The sequence below is a fragment of the Veillonellales bacterium genome (genome assembly GCA_039680175.1).
Lineage (GTDB): Bacteria > Bacillota > Negativicutes > JAAYSF01 > JAAYSF01 > JBDKTO01.
This window is the reverse complement of sequence record JBDKTO010000074.1, coordinates 211,700-234,082: the sequence shown is the minus strand read 5'-3', so window position 1 is coordinate 234,082 and position 22,383 is coordinate 211,700. Positions and strand designations below refer to the sequence as shown.

The 22,383-nt window shown below is 45.0% G+C and carries 23 protein-coding genes; 2 read left to right on the top strand and 21 right to left on the bottom strand.

The window, feature by feature from the left end; all coding sequences use genetic code 11:
• Window positions 1-94 precede the first annotated feature (94 nt).
• Window positions 95-1,855, top strand: coding sequence for an NFACT family protein (locus ABFC84_12985; protein MEN6413652.1), 1,761 nt, complete (start codon window positions 95-97; stop codon window positions 1,853-1,855).
• A 375-nt stretch (window positions 1,856-2,230) separates the two neighbouring features.
• Window positions 2,231-3,340, top strand: a complete 1,110-nt coding sequence (locus tag ABFC84_12980; protein MEN6413651.1) for a Coenzyme F420 hydrogenase/dehydrogenase, beta subunit C-terminal domain — start codon at window positions 2,231-2,233, stop codon at window positions 3,338-3,340.
• A 261-nt stretch (window positions 3,341-3,601) separates the two neighbouring features.
• On the opposite strand, the gene pyrR is transcribed toward ABFC84_12980, so the two are convergent.
• The 21 genes from pyrR to ABFC84_12875 form a co-directional block, all read right to left on the bottom strand.
• Window positions 3,602-4,153 carry a bifunctional pyr operon transcriptional regulator/uracil phosphoribosyltransferase PyrR gene (gene pyrR, locus ABFC84_12975; GenBank protein ID MEN6413650.1) on the bottom strand — a complete coding sequence of 184 codons (552 nt, stop codon included), beginning with the start codon at window positions 4,151-4,153 and terminating at the stop codon, window positions 3,602-3,604.
• 19 nt (window positions 4,154-4,172) lie between these two features.
• Window positions 4,173-5,096: an RluA family pseudouridine synthase gene (locus tag ABFC84_12970; protein MEN6413649.1), complete on the bottom strand. Its 924-nt coding sequence runs from the start codon at window positions 5,094-5,096 to the stop codon at window positions 4,173-4,175.
• On the bottom strand, window positions 5,086-5,544 hold the full coding sequence (gene lspA / locus ABFC84_12965; protein MEN6413648.1) for a signal peptidase II: 459 nt from the start codon (window positions 5,542-5,544) through the stop codon (window positions 5,086-5,088). Before lspA ends, ABFC84_12970 begins: the two co-directional genes overlap by 11 nt.
• Before the next feature lie 129 nt (window positions 5,545-5,673).
• The gene (locus ABFC84_12960) at window positions 5,674-6,102 is read right to left on the bottom strand and encodes a TraR/DksA C4-type zinc finger protein (protein ID MEN6413647.1); all 429 of its coding nucleotides are present in this window, start codon (window positions 6,100-6,102) and stop codon (window positions 5,674-5,676) included.
• Between the two features lie 11 nt (window positions 6,103-6,113).
• Window positions 6,114-6,641: a nitroreductase family protein gene (locus tag ABFC84_12955; protein ID MEN6413646.1), complete on the bottom strand. Its 528-nt coding sequence runs from the start codon at window positions 6,639-6,641 to the stop codon at window positions 6,114-6,116.
• 39 nt (window positions 6,642-6,680) lie between these two features.
• The gene (locus tag ABFC84_12950) at window positions 6,681-6,977 is read right to left on the bottom strand and encodes a DUF5665 domain-containing protein (GenBank protein MEN6413645.1); all 297 of its coding nucleotides are present in this window, start codon (window positions 6,975-6,977) and stop codon (window positions 6,681-6,683) included.
• An 81-nt stretch (window positions 6,978-7,058) separates the two neighbouring features.
• The gene (gene ileS / locus ABFC84_12945; GenBank protein MEN6413644.1) at window positions 7,059-9,851 is read right to left on the bottom strand and encodes an isoleucine--tRNA ligase; all 2,793 of its coding nucleotides are present in this window, start codon (window positions 9,849-9,851) and stop codon (window positions 7,059-7,061) included.
• A 333-nt stretch (window positions 9,852-10,184) separates the two neighbouring features.
• Window positions 10,185-10,637, bottom strand: coding sequence for a DivIVA domain-containing protein (locus ABFC84_12940; GenBank protein ID MEN6413643.1), 453 nt, complete (start codon window positions 10,635-10,637; stop codon window positions 10,185-10,187).
• Between the two features lie 27 nt (window positions 10,638-10,664).
• Window positions 10,665-11,450, bottom strand: coding sequence for a YlmH/Sll1252 family protein (locus tag ABFC84_12935; protein ID MEN6413642.1), 786 nt, complete (start codon window positions 11,448-11,450; stop codon window positions 10,665-10,667).
• Window positions 11,447-12,262: a pyrroline-5-carboxylate reductase gene (gene proC / locus ABFC84_12930; protein MEN6413641.1), complete on the bottom strand. Its 816-nt coding sequence runs from the start codon at window positions 12,260-12,262 to the stop codon at window positions 11,447-11,449. Before proC ends, ABFC84_12935 begins: the two co-directional genes overlap by 4 nt.
• Window positions 12,263-12,284: 22 nt before the next feature.
• Window positions 12,285-12,716, bottom strand: coding sequence for a cell division protein SepF (locus tag ABFC84_12925; protein ID MEN6413640.1), 432 nt, complete (start codon window positions 12,714-12,716; stop codon window positions 12,285-12,287).
• Window positions 12,717-12,734: 18 nt separating this feature from the next.
• Window positions 12,735-13,442, bottom strand: coding sequence for a YggS family pyridoxal phosphate-dependent enzyme (locus ABFC84_12920; protein ID MEN6413639.1), 708 nt, complete (start codon window positions 13,440-13,442; stop codon window positions 12,735-12,737).
• A 112-nt stretch (window positions 13,443-13,554) separates the two neighbouring features.
• Complete coding sequence (pgeF, locus tag ABFC84_12915; GenBank protein ID MEN6413638.1) at window positions 13,555-14,367, bottom strand: peptidoglycan editing factor PgeF; 813 nt, start codon at window positions 14,365-14,367, stop codon at window positions 13,555-13,557.
• Window positions 14,368-14,371: 4 nt separating this feature from the next.
• Entirely contained in the window at window positions 14,372-16,111 is a 1,740-nt protein-coding gene (locus ABFC84_12910; protein MEN6413637.1) for a TIGR03960 family B12-binding radical SAM protein, read from the bottom strand.
• A 96-nt stretch (window positions 16,112-16,207) separates the two neighbouring features.
• A complete protein-coding gene (locus ABFC84_12905) occupies window positions 16,208-16,408 on the bottom strand; it encodes a hypothetical protein (protein ID MEN6413636.1) in 201 nt (66 codons plus the stop codon).
• A gap of 88 nt (window positions 16,409-16,496) precedes the next feature.
• Entirely contained in the window at window positions 16,497-17,126 is a 630-nt protein-coding gene (gene cobC / locus ABFC84_12900) for an alpha-ribazole phosphatase (GenBank protein ID MEN6413635.1), read from the bottom strand.
• Window positions 17,119-18,225, bottom strand: a complete 1,107-nt coding sequence (gene cobD, locus ABFC84_12895; protein ID MEN6413634.1) for a threonine-phosphate decarboxylase CobD — start codon at window positions 18,223-18,225, stop codon at window positions 17,119-17,121. Before cobD ends, cobC begins: the two co-directional genes overlap by 8 nt.
• Entirely contained in the window at window positions 18,203-19,099 is an 897-nt protein-coding gene (locus ABFC84_12890; GenBank protein MEN6413633.1) for a GHMP kinase, read from the bottom strand. Before ABFC84_12890 ends, cobD begins: the two co-directional genes overlap by 23 nt.
• A gap of 64 nt (window positions 19,100-19,163) precedes the next feature.
• On the bottom strand, window positions 19,164-19,910 hold the full coding sequence (gene cobS, locus ABFC84_12885; GenBank protein MEN6413632.1) for an adenosylcobinamide-GDP ribazoletransferase: 747 nt from the start codon (window positions 19,908-19,910) through the stop codon (window positions 19,164-19,166).
• Between the two features lie 16 nt (window positions 19,911-19,926).
• A complete protein-coding gene (gene cbiB / locus ABFC84_12880) occupies window positions 19,927-20,862 on the bottom strand; it encodes an adenosylcobinamide-phosphate synthase CbiB (protein ID MEN6413631.1) in 936 nt (311 codons plus the stop codon).
• Window positions 20,862-22,382 carry a cobyric acid synthase gene (locus ABFC84_12875; GenBank protein ID MEN6413630.1) on the bottom strand — a complete coding sequence of 507 codons (1,521 nt, stop codon included), beginning with the start codon at window positions 22,380-22,382 and terminating at the stop codon, window positions 20,862-20,864. Before ABFC84_12875 ends, cbiB begins: the two co-directional genes overlap by 1 nt.
• Window position 22,383: the final 1 nt, after the last annotated feature.

Below are 22,383 nucleotides of genomic sequence, written 5' to 3'. Positions count from 1 at the left end.
ATACTAATGAGAATTTATAATCGGTAAGACATATTCTGCCGGACGCAATATCGTCTTGCGGCATATGTGAGTTGCTTAGGCTTGGGAGGTTAAAATGAATCTTGATGGCTTTTCTCTTTCACCACTTGTCTTTGAGTTAAATGATCGGCTTGCCGGCGGGCGAATCAGTAAGATATTTCAACTTGATAAGCACACCTTAATTATTTGGGTCAGACAATCAGGGGAAGATATCCGCCTGGTTATTTCGGCAAATCCGGAACGCCCCCGTATTCATATCGCAACTTCGGTACCGGAAAATCCCGCAACACCTCCGGCTTTTTGTATGCTGTTGCGGAAGCATTTGGCCGATGGACGGATTGCCGGTATTTCCCAGCACAATTTAGACAGAGTCGTCTCGCTGGCGGTGGACGTACGGGATGAACACGGGATGATTACGACTAGCTATCTGATTGCTGAATTAATGGGGAAGCACAGTAATATTATTTTTACCCACAATCATGTTGTCATCGACGCGATTAAACGGGTTAGTGTAAATATGAGCCGTTATCGGCAAGTCCTGCCGGGAAAAGAATACATATTTCCCCCCGGCCAATCACAGTGTAATATTCTTACAGAACCTATTGCAGAATTTCTACACTCCGTGACTCAAATAACAGGAAAACTGTCAAAGTCAATTGTTGCCGCCGGCATCGGCATTGGTCCGGTTACCGCGCGAGAAATAATCTGGCGGGCCGGACTGCCTTGTGACATTGATGTTAAATCCCTGGATCAGGCCGATTACGACTCCCTGGCAGATGCGATACAAAGTTTAATTCAACCGTTGCAGAATAATGAAACTTCGCCGACGGTCGTTGCCGATTATAACAACCGGTGTATTGCTATAACAGCGTTTCAGCCCGGTCACTTGCAGGCAGAATATGCTTCCGGCTTTACTTCCTATTCCTCAATGAGTAATGCGGCTGAATTTGCAGCCGGCTTATCAGGCAATCATATTTCACCTGAGCAAGTGTTACTCGTAAGAATTATTTCCACTGAATTAAACCGGTTGGAACGTAAGCGGACCATTTTGCATCAGGAGCTCGCCGAAGCAGAGGATGCTGATTCCTTTCGTCAATACGGTGATCTTTTAATGGCGAATTTGTATAATATTCCCCACGGGAAAGAACAGGTTATTGTTGCGAATCTGTTCAGCGACAAACCGGATGAACAGTTGATTACTATTCCTGTTGAATCAAGGTTGACACCATTGGAAAATGCCCGGACTTATTATACAAAATATAATAAGCTCAAAAGAGCGAAAGAATCCCTCGCTGTTCAGTTGAGCCATTGTCAGCAGGAATTTGACTATTTAGAAACGATTGAGGTTGCTCTTACTACCACTTTAGCTTCTGCCGAGCTTTCCGATATTAGAGAAGAATTAAGCGCTGCCGGATATATCAAGCTCGCAGGAAAAAAGCGGCGAGCTTCCCCGGTTCCGGTTTCGCCGACCGAGGCAATTGCTCAGGACGGTTCTATTATTATCATTGGCAAAAACAACCGTCAAAATGATTTTGTAACTTTTAAACTTGCCCGGCCCAACGATCTCTGGTTTCATACTAAAGATATTCCCGGCTCTCATGTTATTCTGCGCTGCGATTCGGCAGCGCCAACGGAAAGCGGGATGAAAGCAGCGTCTCAGCTTGCGGCATACTTTAGTAAAGCCCGTGAATCGGCCAATGTACCGGTTGATTACACCCGGCGAAAACATGTAAAAAAACCGTCGGGAGCTAAGCCCGGATTCGTTATTTATGAGCGCCAGAATACTATCTATGTTACGCCTAAAGCAGATTACGTTGCTAAGTTATTAAATCGATAAGAAATGGGCTGCATCCTGATGGTGCAGCCCATTTCAAACCGTAGACAAAAATGTCACTTTACGCAAAAGCGTAAAGTGACATTTTTGAATGAGAAAGGCAAGTAAAGTATGGCAAACTCGATCAAGTCCATAGCGAACATTCACCGCCAAGTTACTGCCCATGCCAGGTAAACCATTATAACGTCAAATCCTTATACAACAAGTCTTTGACGTTGCTGGGATTGATAAAGAACTAGCTACCATTCTTTACATCATACTTAACTCGATATATTATGTTGTTGTGTATGATATTTATGAGGTGTTAGAATTGGAATTTGTACAACCCATTCGAGATAAAAAGATTGATACCATCAAAATTCTTAGGGAGGTATATCGATGATTTCGGTGTTTTCTAAAAGAGAAGACTGCTGCGGATGCGGTGCCTGTGAGCAAATCTGTCCCCAAAATGCTATTGCGATGAGTCCGGATGAGGAAGGTTTTCTATATCCTAATATCAATCAATTTCTTTGCGTTGATTGTGGCAGATGTATCGAAATCTGTCCGGTGACACGTGAAGGCAATTACAAAGAAAGTGGTATCCCCTGCTTTTACGTGGCGCGTCATAAATCAAAGGAGGTTTTGCGGCAATCCACATCTGGCGGCGCATTTACTGCTATTTCTGATGTTATTCTCGGGCAGAATGGCGTTGTTTATGGAGTAGATTATGATGAGGGCTTCCGTATTCTTCATCGGCGGGCGGAAACGTCTGAGCAGCGTGATCGGATGCGGATTTCTAAATATGTGCAGAGCGATATGGGTAATACCTTCGCTGAGATTAAGGCTGATTTGCAAGAGGGTTATAACGTTTTGTTCACCGGCACCCCTTGCCAAGCAGCCGGGTTGCGCGCAGTTATGGGTAATTCACCGCTTACGAAAAAGCTGTATATTTGCGATTTGATTTGTCACAGTATTCCAAGCCCGCTAATCTGGGAGGAATATAAATGGTTATTGGAAAAAGAAAATGGTGGGAAGCTGGCCAGTGTACAATTTCGTTCGAAGAAAGCCGGGTGGAGTCGTGCAAATAGCAACAAAGGGCTCCTCTTTACTACAGAAAAAAGCCCGGAAATAAAAGAGGATGACCGTTTTTACCAGTTATTCTTTAAAGTTGGGGCTATCACACGTCCTTCCTGTTCGCAGTGCCGGTTTACTGATGTCCATCGCGTTTCTGATTTGACTATTGCGGATTATTGGGGAATTGAGAAATATTGCCCTGAATGGTTTGACCCTTTGGGAGTATCGCTTATCTTGGCTAACTCTTCCAAAGGAGCGGAGCTTCTCAAGCAATGCCAAGATCTGCTGGTGGAAGAACGTCCGAAGGAAGAATCGCTTTATGAACAAAAGCGCCTGAGTGAACCATCGCAATTTCCTGAAGATCGTAGCCTTTTTTGGGATAATTACAGACGCTTTGGTTTCGAACATGTTGTTGGGGATAACAATAAAAAATAATGGAAGTGAACAGCAAAGCGCTCTTGCTATTCATATCGGACAGCAGGGCGTAACTTTTTATTTGCCAGGCTTCATACATAAGCAACCGACAATACAAATGTTGTAAAAATTCCCTTAGCGTACGAAATCTGCGTTTTGCTGGCGACCCCTACAATAAAATCACTCCCAGCTATGGTTCTATTTTACCATATTCCCAGGAGTGATTGTGCTTTTGTCTACATTCTGAAATGGACTGCATCCTAAGGATGCAGCCCATTATAATTATTCAACAATTTCTTCGATCATGACTTGTTCAGATTTATCAATGACTTCCAGTTGAACGCTTACAACCTCCTTGCGGGAAGTAGGAACATTTTTCCCCACAAAATCGGCGCGAATCGGCAACTCACGATGACCACGATCAACCAATACCGCTAGTTCTATTACTTCGGGACGGCCGATATCAATAATCGCATCGAGTGCAGCCCGGACAGTTCGTCCGGTATAGAGAACATCATCAATAAGAACTAATCTTTTCCCATTAATATTTACGGGAATTTGTGTGGCGTGAACAATTGGCTGATAACTTAGCGTCGATAAGTCGTCGCGATAAAGAGTTATGTCCAAAATTCCCACGGGCACTCGCACGCCTTCGATCTTTTCTATTTCGTTAGCTATGCGTTCGGCAATCGGAACTCCCCGGGTCCGTATACCAATTAAAACTAAATTGGCAACGCCTTTGTTTTTTTCAATAATTTCATGGGCCACGCGGGTAAGTGCTCGTTTAATTGCCTGAGTATCCATAATTACCGTTTTTTCTACTAATTTTTTCATGACAATCCCTCTCTTGAAGCTATTTTTTTTTGGTAAGTGAATTTAATATATCCTGCATATCGGCAGGCATGGGCGCTGAGAAAATCAATTTTTGACCGGTCGTCGGGTGTTCAAAGGTTAGCTCTGTGGAATGGAGTGCCTGTCCCTGTATGGAAAAGGGGGATTTCCCCGGGCCATATTTAGGATCTCCTACTACCGGGTGGCCGATATAGGTCATATGTACCCGGATTTGATGGGTTCTTCCGGTTAACAGTTTACATTCAACCAAAGTATATTTACCAAAACGTTTAATTACTCGAAAATTTGTAATAGCTGTTTTGCTGTTGGTAAAGGTAACTGCCATCTTTTTACGATCATTGGGATCGCGGCCGATTGGTGCATTGATAAGGCCCTGCTCTTCCTTAATATTTCCCTGAACGATGGCCAGATAGCGTCGGCTAGCGGTCCGTTCCTTTATTTGTTTGGCTAAACTAATATGCGCACGGTCTGTTTTTGCCGCTACCATAACGCCGGAAGTATCTTTATCAAGCCGATGTACAATACCTGGCCGAATCGTCCCATTAATACCTGATAAATCATTGCAGTGCTCCAGCAGTGCATTCACCAAAGTACCGCTGTAATTACCGGTTGCCGGGTGAACGACCATGCCCCGGGGCTTGTTAACGACAATAACCTGGATATCCTCATATAGAATGTCCAGCGGTATCTTTTCCGGTTCTACTGCCATTGGCTTTCCTTCCGAAATCACTACTGCAACACGTTCCTCTAACCGCAGCTTATAATTGGCTTTTGTCGGATGGCCATTTACGGTAACTTGGTGGTCTATAATTAATTTTTGGACATGGGAGCGGGAAAATTCCGTTAGCATTTGGCTTAAAAATACATCTAAACGCTTATTAACCTGAGCTTCCGTTATCGTATAGGTTCTATTGTTAGCAATCATTAGCTTCAGCCTCTTTCGGTGATAAACAAACCACAGTATAAATAATAATGCCAACGCCGCAAACAATGGCGATATCTGCAATATTAAACACCGGCCATATGCGAAAATCAAAAAAGTCAATGACATAACCGGAATGGATCCGATCAATTACATTGCCAATTGCCCCGCCGGTTAACAGGCCGATGCCAAAGCGTAAAAGACTGCATTTATGCGGTATTTTAGGATAAAAATACAGAACGGCAAGCACCAGGACAATAGCAACAAAAATAAAAAAAAGTGTTTTATTTTCTAACATTCCAAAGGCCGCGCCAGGATTTAACACGTAGGTGATATGGAAAAAGTCCTGTATTATCGGAGCTGATGTTCCGGGGAGCATATGGGATTGGATGTAATATTTTGATATCTGATCGGCGGCAATGATCATTGCCGCTGTTAAAAATATAATCATGGGGTCTCTCTCCTATTCTAACATCTAGTATGAAAACACATTGGCGAATACTTACATGATACCTAAAAAAGAGTCAAACGTAAAGAAGCGTAATCCATATTACGCTTCTTTTTACTCTGTTATATATCGTTAATGGCGGTGAAACGGTGGCTCCCAGCTTTCTTCTTCAAGCGGCCGCGGGGTTGCATCAATGGTTTCGCTATTATTTTGACAGGTAACGCATTGCGCTACCCACGGTATTGCATCCAGTCTTTCCAGGGGAATTGGCTTGCCGCATTTGTCGCAGTAACCATAGGATCCATTATCCAGTTTCTCCAAGGCTGCTTCAATTTTTTCTAAAATTCCCTGGGCATTATCAATTAATGCAGTGTCTTTACTGCGTTCAAACAGTTCGTCGCCGATGTCAGCCGGGTGATTATCATAAACCGATAACTCGCTGAGAGAGTCGGACATTGTCTGATCAATACCTGTTTCTTCCAAGCGGGAAATTTGATCCAATATCAATTTTTTTTCGAATTCCAACCGTTTTTTTGTCTTTGCCAAAATTGAAGGGTCCAATATAGCCCCCCCTAATTAATAAATTTAGTGACATCGGCTACCCGCAGTCTTGCCTTTGGCTGGTTATTTCCCTCATTACTGTATCCAAGACAAATAATCGCAACGGCGCGTAACCGAGGCGGCGCTTCTACGGCCTCTTGTACCTCACGTTCATCAAAAGCGCCAACCCAACAGGTAGCTATTCCTAAACCTTCAGCTGCTAATATCATATTTTCTGCAGCCGCAGCTGTATCCTGTAAGCAATACAGTTGTGCGCCCCGTTCTCCGTATTGCTCGTTAGAACGTGCCGGGTCCGCTAGGATGACGATACTTATAGGGGCTTCTTCAACCTGATGCTGATCATAGCACGCGTTTGCTACTTTTTCTTTAACATCTTGATTTTTAATGACATAAAAATACCAAGGCTGAAGATTACCTGCACTTGGCGCCCAGCAACCTGCCTCTAGGATACGAGTCAATGTTGGGTCTGGAATGGATTCCTGTTGAAACATGCGGGTACTCTGGCTTTCACGCATACAATCAAATACATCTTTTGTCATACTACACACCTCTTTAATCTTTTTTGAATAAGCGATTTGCTAAAATTGTCCGTTGCGTATTTCTACGATGTGAATGATTTCGGCGATAAAGTTGCCAATCCCGGGAATATGCAGCAAGACCAATCTTCGGAGAAATTCAATCATAACGGCAAAAATTAACGTTGCGCCAATTGCTATTCCCAAACCACGGGCTAAGCCAGCGACAAAATTAACCATGATCAAGCGGAGCGGGCGTTCCAATAATTCGATGTACTGGGCAATGCGCAGTGATTCGAGATGCTGAAGCAGCCGTTCAAGCTGTGAATTGATAATGTCGGTTTTTGCCTCTTTTTCCATGACCATTCCTCCCAAAATAGTATTGCCGAAAATAAGAAAAAAAACCGGAAGTTAATCCCGGTTTTAAATCACTAAAAAATCTTATTTCAGTTTTCTCATTACGTTGGCACAGCGGCGACAGAGTGTCGGCTGCTTTTCATCCTGTCCAACAGTATCACTGTAAATCCAGCAGCGTTCACATTTCTCTCCCTGTGCCGGCGAAACAACGACCGCCAGATTTATCTCCTGGGCACGATAAGCATCGGCAGGAGCACTTTCCACATTGTTCACAATACTGGCCGTGGAAACAATCAGTATGCTGGCTAAATCCTGGCTGATTGCTGCAAGCTGCTCATAATCCTGGCCATCGGCATAAATAACAACCGCTGCATCCAGGGAATGACCAATCACTTTAGCCCGGCGGGCCGCTTCCAACGCTTTGGTAATTTCACTGCGCATAGCGAGAATGCGGTTCCATTTTGCTTCCAACCCGCTGTCCAGATATTCGCTGTGAGCAGCCGGCCATTCAGCCAGCTGGACACTTTCCGGCATCGTTTCGATTTTTGGCATGTATTGCCAAGCTTCCTCGGCGGTAAAGGTCAGAACCGGAGCAATCATCGGAACTAAAGTAGTTAGAATCTGATACATGACTGTTTGGGCTGACCGCCGTTCCACAGAATCAGGGACTGCCGTATAAACCCTGTCTTTTAAAATATCCAAATAGATGGAACTTAAATCAACAGCACAAAAATTATGAACAGTATGATACAGAGAATGGAATTCATAAGTTTCGTACGCTTGGGTAACCCGTTCACGGACTTGTTCCAATCTCAGCAAGGCCCAGCGATCAATTTCGGTTAATTGCTGATAGGAAACCTGATCGGCTTCAGGATCAAAGTCTTTTAAATTGCCGAGAATATAGCGGAAGGTATTACGAATTTTACGATACACTTCCGACAGCTGTTTTAAAATATCGTTGGAAATTCGAATATCGGCTTGATAATCAGCGGATGCAACCCACAAGCGTAAAATATCGGCGCCATATTTTTTAATTACTTCCTGGGGATAAATCACATTACCAACGGACTTAGACATTTTACGGCCTTCGCCGTCGACAACAAAGCCATGAGTGAGGACGGCCTTATATGGTGCGGTGCCGCGAGTTGCCACTGATGTCAGCAGGGAGGATTGAAACCAGCCGCGATGCTGATCACTTCCTTCCAGATATAGGTCGGCAGGCCAATGGAGCGCCGGATGCTGCTTTAAAACGGCGGCATGACTGGAACCGCTGTCAAACCAAACATCCATAATATCGCTTTCTTTACGAAACTCCCTATGGCCGCAGTGGGGACAGCTGTACCCTTCAGGCAGAATTTCTTTCGCGGTTTTTGCCCACCAGGCATCGGATCCTTCCTTACGGAACAGTTCTTTCACTGCGTTAATGGTCGTATCATCAATAATATGTTCATTGCATTTAGTGCAGTAGAAGATTGGAATTGGCACGCCCCAGACCCGTTGCCGGGAAATGCACCAGTCATGCCGATCGGCAACCATGTTGTGGATACGGTCTTCACCCCAGGCAGGAATCCATTGCACAGCTTTAATTGCCTGCAGCGCTTCCTCGCGAAAGCCGTCTACAGATGCAAACCACTGTTCCGTTGCCCGGTAAATAATCGGATTCTTGCAGCGCCAGCAATGCGCATACTGATGCTTTACCGTGCTTTTGCCAAGCAGCATGCCATGTTCGGCTAATGTTTTAATCACCGGAACATTGGCGTCTTGTACCGACATTCCGGCAAAAATACCACCCTCCGCCGTAAAATGACCGGTAGGATCTACCGGACTAATAATCGGCAGCCCGTATTTCATTCCCGTCTCAAAGTCTTCCTGCCCATGCCCGGGAGCGGTGTGAACACAGCCGGTGCCTTGTTCTAAGGTAACATAGTCCGCCAGCACAACCGGCGACTGGCGCTCCACGAAGGGATGGGCAAAAATCATTCCTTCAATTGCCGAACCTTGCATAGTCGATAAAATTGTATAATTTTCCAAATGATTGTCTTTGGCAACCGATGGAATCAAATCCACAGCCAGAAGATAAATCTCTTCGTTGCATTGCACCCAAGCATACTCCAGAGTGGGATGAATGGCAATAGCCACGTTAGCCGGCATCGTCCAGGGAGTTGTCGTCCAGATTACGGCATAGACATTCTTCGGATCAACGCCCGCCGGCAAGTTTCCCTTAGCATCAATTAAGGGAAATTTAACGTAAATAGCATATGATTTTTTTTCTGCGTACTCAATTTCCGCTTCGGCTAAGGCTGTTTCGCAGGAAGTACACCAATAAACTGTTTTTAAACCTTTAAAAATATAGCCTTTTTTCGCCATTTCGCCGAACACTTCAATTTGTTTCGCTTCGTATTCCGGTTTCAGCGTAATATAAGGATTGTCCCAGTCCCCACTGACGCCGAGCCGTTTAAAGTCTTCCCGCTGCATATCCAGGCACTTAAATGCATACTGTTTGCATTCCCGCCGTAAAGCAAGGGGATCTAACTCATGACGGTTCAAGCCTAAAATTTTAATAGCAGCATGTTCAATTGGCAGACCATGGGTATCCCAACCGGGAATATACGGTGTATCAAACCCCCGCAGCGATTTATATTTGATGATGATATCTTTTAATATCTTATTCAGAGCTGTGCCAATATGAATATTGCCATTTGCATAAGGTGGTCCATCATGTAAAATAAACTTCGGTTTGCCCTTGGCCCGGGCAGTTCTCTTTTCATATGTCTGATTTTTTTGCCAGTATTCAAGCATCTGGGGTTCGCGAACCGGTAAATTGCCGCGCATGGGAAAATCTGTTTCCGGTAAATTAAGCGTTTTACTATAGTCCAAAGATTACACCTCCAAAAAAATTAAAACCTCCGCATCCCAAAGGGACGAGAGGTTAGTTTCCCGTGGTACCACCCTAATGACAATTCAGTCACTTAGTAACGAATTAACGCTCGTCATACGGCGAAGCCTACTACTAATTCGGTTCGCAGTTCAGGAGTGATCAGTCTCATCAGGTGAATCCCGCCCGGCTCACACCTCCCCCGGCTCGCTGAAAAATTCCTGCCTGATTGTATCTCCTTCATTACCGTTGATTTGTAAAGTCATATAATAATTAATTATACAAAACAGATTGATATTAGTCAAATTATTCTGGGCATAAAAATTGGCTGCAAATTATTGATCGTCTTCCGCATCCGCTTTCAGCATATCCAGCTGAGCCTGAACCAAAGTACACATACGGGTACGATAAATCTGCGACTGCTTTTTCAACTCCTCATATTCACCATTCATACGGCGAACCTTAGTCATTGCATCGTCAATCAATTTCTGGGAACGGATTTCCGCCTCCTTTAGCATCAGATCCGTTTCTTTTTTGGCATTCAGCTTTACTTCCTCAGCTGTTTCCTGGGCAATAACCAAAGTACTATTAAGGGTATTTTCCATGTGCTGAAAATGCTCCAGCTTGCTGTCCAGGCGCTCCATATTTTCCTTTAATTCAATATTTTCCCGATACAGCTGTTCATAATCTTTGATGACCTGATCAAGAAAATCATCCACTTCTTCCTCACTATAACCGCGAAAGCTTCTCTTAAATTCTTTATTGTGTATATCCAGCGGAGTAAGCATTATTTTCTACCTCCGTATCCTGATATTTTAAATAAAGCGTTTCAAACAAACGCTTGTCCGTCCTTTTTTTGTCTGCCCCAATACATCACAGACCTCTACTCTGCCGCGCCCGTGCATGGAGATTACATCACCGATCTTCAACAGCTGCGAACTGTTTTTTATACTTTGCCAGTTGACTTTAACCTTGTCAGCCATGATTTCATCCGCCATTTTCGTGCGAGAGGTACCAAACCCGGCAGCGGCAACAACATCCAGACGCAGGGAAGCAACCGTTGTTTTAATTTCCTTTATTTTCTCTTCCCGGGCTGCGATTTCTTCCAGGGCAATTGTTGTAACTGAAACCGGGGCTGAACCGACTGTACTCAGGTTTTGTACAACAAAGGCCGCCATTGTTGTATCCAAAATAACTTGGCAGCCTGATTGATTCATGATCAAGTCGCCGATGATTTCACGTTTCAGTCCTAAGCCTAATAGAGCCCCCAGCACATCCCGATGGGATAATTGGTAATAACGGGAATCCCAATCAATCCGTAATGCAGCTATCGCAAAATCGACTTTCCCGGGAAAATTCAGATCAATAAAAGCCGCTTTCACCCGCTCGGCACCATGATAGCCTCCCTCGGCCAATAGCTGTAATTGATCATAATGGGCGGTAATTGTCTCCGCGATACTATACAGATAAGGATCAAGAAAATCACTTACCTTATATCTTCGATAACGAATTGCACTTTCGCCGAGGTCAAGCAGTTTGGCTGCACTAGCCTCATCACCGCTTGCCCGATAGTAGCGCAGAATCTTTTCCCGTTCACTCATTTTTTCCGGCCCATCTCCAGGGAACGATTGGTAGCGGCAATCACCGCATCAATCAAAGCAGCACGAATTCCCCGTTGTTCAAGAACATGAATACCGGCAATGGTCGTCCCGCCGGGCGAAGTTACCATGTCCCGAAGCTTTGCCGGGTGCTCGCCGGTTTCAAGCACCATTTTAGCGGCACCCAGCATAGTTTGTGCCGCTAAAGTCAAGGCCGTCTGCCTTGGCAGCCCAACCTGAACTCCGGCATCGGCAAGGGCGTCTATCATGACGAAAGCATAGCCCGGCCCACTGCCGGAAAGACCTGTAACGGCGTCCATCAGGCTTTCATTTACAAGTACGGCTTTGCCGGATGAAGCAAAAATTTCCGAAACCATTTGCCCTTGACCTGAATCGGCATACTGTCCTAAAGCCAAAGCCGCCATGCCCTCACCAACCGCAACGGGAGTATTGGGCATCACACGGATAATCGGCACTTCCGCTAATTGCTCTTGCAAAGTAGCCAAAGTAGCGCCGGCAACAATTGATACCACCAAGGTGGCTTTAGAAACTGCCGATGCTACAGTGTCCAATACGTCAGCCAAGACCTGGGGCTTTACGGTAAAGAATAAAAGATCGGCCTGTTTCGCTACTGCCCGGCTATTGGTCGTGGTTGATACCGAATAGGTATCGGTTAAATATTTTAGCCGGCTGTCAATAATGTCGCTAAGGATAATTTGTTGCGGCGCCGCTAATTTTGCTTTCAATATTCCGCGAAGGAGAGCTTCCGCCATGGCTCCGCCGCCGATAAATCCAATTTTCTTATTTTGCAGCATAGTTCCTCCTATAATTCCGTCATTAATTATTCCAAGGCAGCACAGTTTTATCCACTTCTTCTTCGTGGGGACTATAGGCAACATCTACATTATTGGGAGCGCATAAAAAAATATTATTGCCTACTTTTTGGATGGTCCCGCCTAAAGCATAGGTGGTTCCACTAATAAAATCAATCATCCGTTTCGCAACATCTTTTTCCGTATTTTCAAAATTCACCACAACCGGTTTACGGTTTTTTAAATAATCAGCAATATTCTGGGCATCATCAAAAGAAAATGGTTCCACTACCATTACTTTTATTTGCTTTTGTGAAGTCGGCAAATTTACAACATTGCTGGTTGTATTTTTTTTACTCTTTGCTTCGATTTCTTCAAACTTTGATTTTTGTTCTTCATCTGCTTCGATTGGTTCGAACAAACCCAGGCTCCCCCAGACCTTTTCCATAAATTTCATATGATGTGTCCTCCCTTTTTAATATTGACGCGCACCAAAAATTCCGGTTCCTACCCGAATCAGATTCGCCCCTTCTTCAATCGCAATTTCATAATCATTGCTCATTCCCATAGACAGCCACTGTAATTTACTGCTAGGAAGATTACGGCTTAATAACTCTTGAAATAATTGATAGCCTTTGCGAAAAATTGGACGAGTCAATTCCTTATCGGGGAAAAAAGGTGCAATAATCATCAAGCCGCATAACCGCAGATACGGCAGGCTGCTAGTAACAAATGCGGCGAGATCCGCCACTTCATGAACAGCAATGCCAAATTTCGTATCCTCTTGCGCTACATTGACCTGAAGCAAAATATCCTGCCGCTTGCTAAGTTTCTCAGCGATACGGTTCATCGCAACGGCTAATCGTTCACTGTCCACCGAATGAATGAGATCAAACAAGGAAACAGCCTGACGTACTTTATTGGTCTGCAAATGCCCAATAAGATGCCGCTCAACTCGGCCGGGAGAAATAGCCTGAAACTTTTGCTGCGCCTCCTGGATTCGATTTTCGCCGACAGCGATAACCCCGGCATCAATGGCTTGAAGCATTGCTTGTACATCATGATTTTTTGTCACTGCCACTACTTTAACATTCTCAGCATTATTAATGGGTGCGCAGGTTCGTTTTGCTTGCGCGACACTAACATTATGTAAAACTGCTTGATAATTGTGTGCGATAGACATAGCAACACCCCCATTTTATTTCTATTCGCGGATAAACATAATTTTCCTCTTGCCCTGTTTACTTTACTGAAAAAATATATTACTGGGCAGCTAAAAAATAAAACTGCCGGAATTATAATGTAATAATCGCTCCAATCCGGCCTGTACGGCCATGATCGGCCCGGTACGAATAAAACAATTCAGAATTGCAGGCTGTACAAATATCACTAACAACAATATTATCGGCAGGAACACCGATTTCCATCAACTGAACCCGATTGGCCTCCCATAAATTCAAATAATAATTTTCTTCGGACTGAGTGAGCAATTGTGTCCATTGGGGGAATTGCCGCTTAACTTGGCTGACTACATTTTCGCCTACTTGATAACAGCAGGGGCCAATGGAAGGGGCAATGCCAATTACACAGTCTGCCGGCTGAGTATTAAATTGGGTTTGCATGGCTATAATTGTTTTCTGAGCAATTTTAGCTACCGTGCCTTTCCAGCCGGCATGGCTGATGGCAACTGCGCGGTGTACAGGATCAGCGATTAACACCGGCACACAGTCAGCGAAAAACAACAGTAACGGCAGACCGGGTATATTGGTTATTAAAGCATCGGTTGCCGGAATCGCCTGTTCATAAACTTCGGCCCCCCGTCCGGCGTCCTGCAAAGTGACACGATGAATATGTTCACCGTGTACCTGTTCGGCTGTTACGATTTTCAAAGGATCGACGTTTAGCGCCTGACAAAAAAGGCGGCGATTAGCTACTACCTGTTCCGCTTGATCGCCCGTATGCAGTCCCAAATTTAACGTATGATAAGGTGATACGCTGAGCCCTCCCAGGCGGCTGGACAGGCCATGTTTAATATTGAGCGCGGCTATACGGGGAAAAAATCCGTACCACACGCCGTTATCACTATGCTGTAATAAAAAAGGCTTCATGAAATCACTCCACTTTGCAAATGCCACAGCGTGTACAACCTGATACACAAGGGGCAGTAAATTTTTGATTTTTTGCCTTGATTAATTCTTGGCGTAAATAATCCATATCAAACCCCATGGATAAATGCTGCCAGGGCAACACTGTCTCTGTACTGCCATCCCATCGATAGAGATAATCATTTTCCGAAAGCTGGTATTTCTTCATTGCTTTGTGAAACGCCTTGCTGCCACCCTGCTGCTGGGCAGAAAATAAAACGCGGCCCAGGCGGCGATCCCCCCTGGCCAATACGCCTTGAATATACGCTTCTTTAAGCGATTCGGCTATAACTTCGACGTTTTTCAGCGGTTTTAAAGTAGTTTGAATCAAATGAAGTCTGGCTTCCACAACATCGCTGCGGCACATCGGCAGCCACTGAAACGGCGTAAAGGGTTTAGGAATAAAAGGATTGATGCTCAAGGTAAGTTTTCCTTTACTTCCCAGCCGTTCCATTTGCTTTTTCGTAGTAACGGCCAAATCAATAATGGCTTTGATATCATCATCGGTTTCAAACGGAAGTCCGATCATAAAATATAACCGGATATGGGGAATCCCGGCGGCAATCGCCTGGTTGACTGAAGAAGATAAATGTTCTTCGGTAATTCCTTTATTAATTATTTTTCGCAGCTTTTCGCTGCCGGCTTCCGGTGCTAAAGTAATGGTTCGCTGTCCGCTGTTTGCCAAAGCAGCGACCAGGGCTTTCGTCAAAGAATCAGCCCGCAACGATGCAACCGACAGTCCGATATCCTGGAGATCTATAAAGCGGCAAAGCTCATCGATATCAGGATAATCAGAAATGGCCGCGCCCATAAGACCTACTTTTTTTTGATACTGCTTAGCCCGGCCAATAGCCTCTTTGATCAGCGCCAATGAGCGGATCCGGGGCCGCCGAAAGCAATAACCCGCCATACAAAACCGGCAATGGCGGCCGCAGCCGCGGGCTACCTCTACCAGATACATATCTTTGAATTCAGTTTTATGGGTTAAAACAACGGTTTCACCCGGGTACTGATCCAGGTTTTTAATCCAGCGGCGATTTAATTTACCGGCTTTTTCTCCCCGCTGCAGTATTTCTGTCAGAATTCCCTCAGGGCTGTATACCGGTTGGTAAAAGCGGGGAACATAGACGCCTTCAATGGCCGCCATGTCTTGCAAAATTTGCTCCCGTGAAGCGTTCCTGGCCCGTGACCGGTAGTAGCTGTCTAATATTTCATGAATGACCTCTTCTCCTTCACCGAGGATAAATATATCAAAAAAATCGGCTAACGGTTCGGGATTAAATGTGGCGCAGGGACCGCCGGCAATAAGAAGCGGCTCCTGCTCCGTTCGCTCTGAAGCAAATAATGGAACTTTGCCTAAAGACAGGATACTTAAAATGTTGAAATAGTCCATTTCAAACGACACGGCAAAACCGATCAGCGGAAACTCGTAGAGGGATCGTTGTGTTTCAATTGTCATTAGCGGCGTATTCGTCCGGCGATATTCCAGTTCGGTTTTTTTGTCCGGCATAAACAACCGCTCGCAGGCAGTATCTCCCCGGCCGTTAATTTGTTGATAAATAATGTGCATCCCCAGATTCGACATGCCTACATGATATGTATTAGGATACACCAATGCAAACCCATCTCGCGAACCTGGAGCATATACTTTTGCTCCCTGTTCACCGGCTAATGTTGTTTGCAATTTTTCCTTTAGTCGCCAGGTCAATCCATTCACTCCTATAGTTATGTTATTATTAGGTGCATTACACATAAATCTAGTTTATCCTGCCTGTGTGCTGAACTATAACAAAAAAGCCCACGTTTATTGTGAGCTGTCGAAAACTTGCTGTTTAATTTTCCGCAGTGATTTTGGGTCCACTTTTTTAGCGGCGACTACATCAATTAGATAGTTGAGTACTACGGATTGCGCAGACAATTTTTCGCCATAATGACGCTGTAAAATAAAAAGTTGTGCTGCCAATACAACGATTGCGAAGGACAGCAAAATTTCGATTATCGTCAAAATATCATTCCCTTCTTTGCTTTGTTTTTGCAATACCCTACAGTATATGCATACAAAGATAAAAAATGACACTGAATAATACCGTCTATTATTTATTTTGGGCAGAGCCGGTTAGATTAAGATGATGGCTGTCATTAACAAGTTCAACAATACTTCTCTTGTCATAGTATTGAACGATATTCACAGCCGTATTATCCTGCTTAATGTTCCATACATAATTCAAGGGAATATTTAAAGCAGCGCAGAGAATAGTGCGAATGGTGCCACCGTGAGAAACTACAGCAATCGTTTCGTCAGGATGCTGCCCTACTAATTTTTGCAGGGCTTTCGTAGCCCGTTCTTTCACTTCAGGAAAAGTTTCGCCGCCAGGAATACGTACAGTCTCGGCATGAGTAAATAAATCATCCATGATTTTAGGCCAGCCGTTGGTTATTCCCGTATAATTCAAGCCTTCCCATTCGCCGAAACTAATCTCCCGCAGTTCGGGAATAGCAGTAACGGATAATTGATGTTTCGCAGCGATAATCTCCGCTGTTTTATAGGCGCGATTCAAATCGCTGGCATAAATCGCTGAAATTTTTTCATTTGCCAGTCGCTTTGCCACCAGTTCTGCCTGCTGCAGCCCTTTTTCGCTTAGAGCGATATCGGCATGTCCCTGATATTTCATTTCCAGGTTCCAGACAGTTTGCCCATGACGTACCAAGATAACTCTAGTCATGTTTACCACCTTCTATAATTTCCCTTAGCGCCTGTAATAATATGGCGTTTTGGGCAGATTGTTTTACTGCGAAACGGATATACCCCGAAGACAAACCGGGGTAGTTGCTGCAGTCGCGAATTAAAATCTGATATTTTGTCAACCGTGTACAAAATTGTTTTGCCGTCATGCCGGTTTTCCGAATATCTGCCAAAATAAAATTAACCGCCGGCTGATAAGGCCGGACATTAGGAATTGACTGCAACTGAGAGAAAAAAGCGGTTTTAGCCTCTGACATATAGCTTTTGCTGGCTGTTTGATATTCTTTGTCATGTAATGCCGTTACACCGGCGGCTTGGGCCAGTAAATTGACATTCCAGGGATCTTTGCCGCTATGAAAAAGCTGTGTAAGATTCGCCTGCGCCAGTGAAAATCCCAGGCGCAGGCCGGGAATGGCGTAAAATTTGGTTAAAGAATGAAGCACAATTAAATTGGCATAGCGGCTGACAAGCTGGCGGCAGGTAAACGGGCGATCATCCGGTAAGAAATCGAGAAAGGATTCATCAATTACGACCATCGTATTATCGGCGGCCGCTGCTTTTAAAAGATATTCAATATCCTCCCTGAGCAGCAAAGTTCCGGTAGGATTATTCGGATTGCCTAAAAATAGAATATCCGCAGCGGCAATTTGCGGCAGTAATTGATCCACCGGAAGGACAAAATCATTTTGCGCCTTCATATAAAAATAATGAACAACGGCTCCGGCCGACCTGGCAGAACGCTCATATTCGCTAAAGGCAGGTACCGGAATCAAAACATGCTTCGGTTTAACCATATGGCACAAAACATATAAAATCTCCACGGCGCCATTGCCGACAGTAATATATTCTTCTTTAACACCGTAATAATGACTAATCGTTTCCTTTAAGGCTTTTGCCTCGGCATCCGGATAATGAATCACATGATCAACTTCGGCTTGCAATGTTTTTTTTATGCTGGCCGGTAACCCTAACGGATTAATATTGGCACTGAAATCCAGCACTTCATCAAATGCCAGACAATTCAATCGTACAGCTTTATGTAAATTCCCGCCATGTTCAAAAGCAGGCTTTCCATTCATCCGATTCACCTTCCTGTTTTTCCAAACCTCCCGCTATTAATTTTACAGTGCGTATATAGCGAGTATCAGGGCAAGCATCCTGCACGGCTGCAATACATTCTGAATGATCAGCCAGCGACTGGGAATCAAACATTATCCCGAGAACAGTTCCGCTATGGGCGGCATTCACACCAAGAGCGCCAAAGCGCTGACTAATTTTAATCATCTTTTCCAAATAAGGCTTATATAATATTTTTTGATTTGCCATGGCACTTAAAGTGGCTCCCCGGCCGATCAGTACGGAATTTCTCTGTCGCAGCCCGGTAATTACCATTTCCAAAGCGCGCTCCACTTGCGCTTCTTTTTCCCGGTTCAGCCGAATTAAATCATTACGGCGGTTGAAATACAAAGTATCCACTTCACCGCCCACATCAAAAACCGCAATCATAATTTCCGGCGGTTTTCCCAGACTGCGGCGAAGCTGCCCGTGAATATGATCAAACAGCATAATTCCCGGATAAAAGATGCCGTCCGTTGGTTCAATTGATAAGGCAATATCGGCAATTTCATCCGGCGTGAGCGATTTTCCTGCACCCAGAGCAATGGCTTGACAAGCGGCACTAATATCGGCGCTGCTGGAAGCCATTCCTTTCCCTGACGGTAAGTCTGATTTCACCGCAATCGACAACTGGTTGTCAGTAATCTGTAAATAATGAAGGGTTTTATCAATAGCCAGCCGCAGCTTGCTGCCGATAATACCGAATTGCCGCAAGTCAGTTAAAACTGTAACCTCGGAATAAAGATCAATTGGACAAGTAATTAAAAAATTATTGCCTTTTATCGTTCCCTGAACCAGTTCACCGCAGGAACCCGGCGCTTTTACTTTTACCATCATCAAAAATTCTCCAGTATCAGTTTACTGTTTTACTATAAAAGGGCGCCCATCTAGGATTATATAATTAGAATGAAAATGTCAGCAGCACCAATACCTCAGCCAGCTCGGAAATTGCACCGTAAACGTCACCGGTTAAGCCTCCCAGCAAGCGGCTGCTATAACGGGCAAAAAGCAAGGCCAATAAAAGCACAGGAACAGCACTGATAATGGCTCGAATCCCTATAGGAACAATGAGAACTGCAGTGAAACAAATTGCCCAGTAAAGTGTTTTCCGGTTTGCAAAGTTTGCGAAAGCTTTGCCCATTCCCTCCGGCCTGGCATAGGGGAAACAAGTGATTCCGATTACCATGGCGAGCCGGGCTAAAACCGGCATGGTGAAAAGGGCTAGCGGCAGCAGCGACGGTGATATATCCATCAGAATAGACCATTTGAAAAAAAACAAAAGGAAAAAAGCGGTAACACCGCTGGCACCTACCCGGCTGTCTTTCATTATTTCCAGCATGCGCTCAGAAGGCCGACCGGATAATATGCCATCCATTGTATCCATAAAACCGTCGCAATGCAAGCCGCCGGTAAGAAGAATTGGCATAGCCGCCAATATAGTTGCGAATACATGCGGCGGAATGGCGACTCCCAGCAAGGGTAAATAGACATCCAGCAGATAATTAACCGCCACTAAAATCAAACCGATGACGCCGCCTACAAGAGGAAAATACTTCACACTGCGGCCAAACTCCTCTGGTGCCCAATCTGTTTGATTGGCAATTCGAATCCGGGTTAAAAACTGTAAGCCGGTAATGAAAGCTTTCATTGTCATTTCTCCCTACTTAAATCCATATTGCCCCTGCTAAAAACAGTGCTGTCGCCGCATACATTAAATAAGTCGTCTGTTTAATATGTATAGGTGCCAGTTCTTTACGGGGCTGTCCCATATGCGCCCGCAGAGAAGGAACACCGCCATAAAAATTGAGTCCTCCCAATTGAATCCCCAGGGCACCGGCTACAGCGGCTTCCGCCATCCCGCTGTTGGGACTGGGATGTTTCCCCGCATCTCTGACAATAGAACGCAAAGCACTTTTTGCATCGTAACGAAGTAAAAAGGCAGCGGCAACAAGGAGAATGGCCGTCAGCCTTGCGGGAATGAAATTGAAGATGTCGTCAACCCTTGCCGCTATCATGCCAAAATCCCGGTATTTATCATTTCTGTAGCCCACCATAGAATCAAGCGTATTGACTGCTCGGTATAAAAAAGCCAATGGCACTCCGCCGATGATAAAATAGAATAAAGGCGAAACAACACCATCCACTATATTTTCGGCAATCGTTTCAACTGTAGCCCGGGTAACTTCACCGATACTTAACGCTTTTGTGTCCCGGCCGACGATCCAGCCTACTTTGCAGCGGGCCTGCGCTAAATTGCCGCTTAGCAGATAATTTTTAATTTCCCGGCCTGCCGCAGCCAGACTACGGGGGCTGATGGTAAAACTCAGCAGCAATGCGCCGCCGAAAAATGCGGCAGACGGCTGCAAAGCAGACAGCAGCTTTATAAACAGCCAGGAAATACTGTAACTTGCCGCTAAGACCAAAAATACCAAAAGAGCGCCGCCGGCAATCTTTTGGTGACGGCTATCATTGGCATGGAGAAGCATATTTTCAAGAAAAGCAATGAGTTTTCCAATCAATACGACCGGATGAAATTTAGAACGGGGATCACCGATGATCCCATCTAAAATTACAGCGGCGGCCGGCATAAAATGTTCCATTATTCTATACCTATAATCTGATACAGCAGCTTCATATCCAAACTCCGGCGCACCGTTTCCGCTAAACGGTTATAGCTGTTTTGCTTACGGGCTTGTGTATTGTTTATCGTCGCAAGCGGCTTCAACCCTTTCCGGCTGCGTAAAGCATCAATGAGGGTGCGGCGATAGCGGTCATTATCAAATATCCCATGAATATAGGTTCCCATGACTAATCCGTCAGGACGAATCACTCCATCCAAGGAGTTAACCGGGCTGCCTGAACGGCAGGTAATTTGAAAAGCAGCCTGAACCGGATGAATAAAATCCGTCCGTCCCATATGGATCTCATAACCCTGCATATCCGCAGCGGAGAACTGCATGCCTAAAAAAGCGTGATTCTGACAGTCAACCCTCACCTGGTGAGTCAGCTTTTTGGCAACAAAAGTCGTAATTATATCCAGGAGTCCGAATCCCGCAACTTGGTCAAAACTGGATTCCGTATGCTGGGGATCGCGAATTTCTCTGCCTAGCATTTGATAGCCGCCGCAAATACCGATAAGCGGTATTCCGGCTGCCACAGCGCTTAGAATCGCCTGCTCGTACCCATGCTGGCGTAAATACAGCAAGTCTTCCGTCGTATTTTTACTGCCGGGCAAAAGGATTAAATCCGGTCGTCCCAGCGGCTCTCCCGAGCGAATGTAGCGAACCGTTACATCCGGCTCATTGGCTAGGGCGTCAAAATCAGTAAAATTAGCAATTTTAGGCGTCCGCAGGACAACGACTTCAATGTCCTTTTTTTCAATGGTTTGTTTATCATCCAAGGATACGGAATCTTCATCATCAATTCCCAGATCTTCTAAATAGGGTACAACACCGACAATTGGTTTGCCGGTTTTCTTCTCCAGAAATTGGAGAGCCGGAGTCAGCAAGTTAATATCGCCGCGAAATTTATTAATCACAATGCCTTTCACGAATTCACGTTCATCTGGATCCAGAAGCTCTAATGTTCCCACTATCGCGGCCAGGGCTCCGCCCCGGTCAATATCGGCTACTAACAATACGGGCGCTGGCGTCATTTTTGCTACCCGCATGTTCACAATATCATTTGCTTTTAAATTGACTTCCGCCGGGCTGCCGGCACCTTCGATGACAAGGACGTCATATTCTGCCGCTAATTTTTGTATGCATTGCTCCACGGTATGCAATGCTTTTAAACTATACCCATTGTGATATTCTTTAGCGGACATATTGCCAATCGGCTTTCCCATCAGAACAACTTGGGAACAAGAATTTCCTGTCGGCTTTAGCAGTACCGGATTCATTTCCACCACAGGATCCAACCCGGCCGCTTCCGCCTGAGCTACCTGTGCCCGTCCCATTTCATCCCCCGTTTTCGTAACATAAGAATTCAGGGCCATATTCTGTGCCTTAAAGGGCACCACTTTATAGCCGTCCTGAAACAGGATCCGGCATAAGGCTGTCGTTAAAATACTTTTCCCCACATGAGAGCTGGTACCCTGCAGCATAATTGCCTTTGCCATA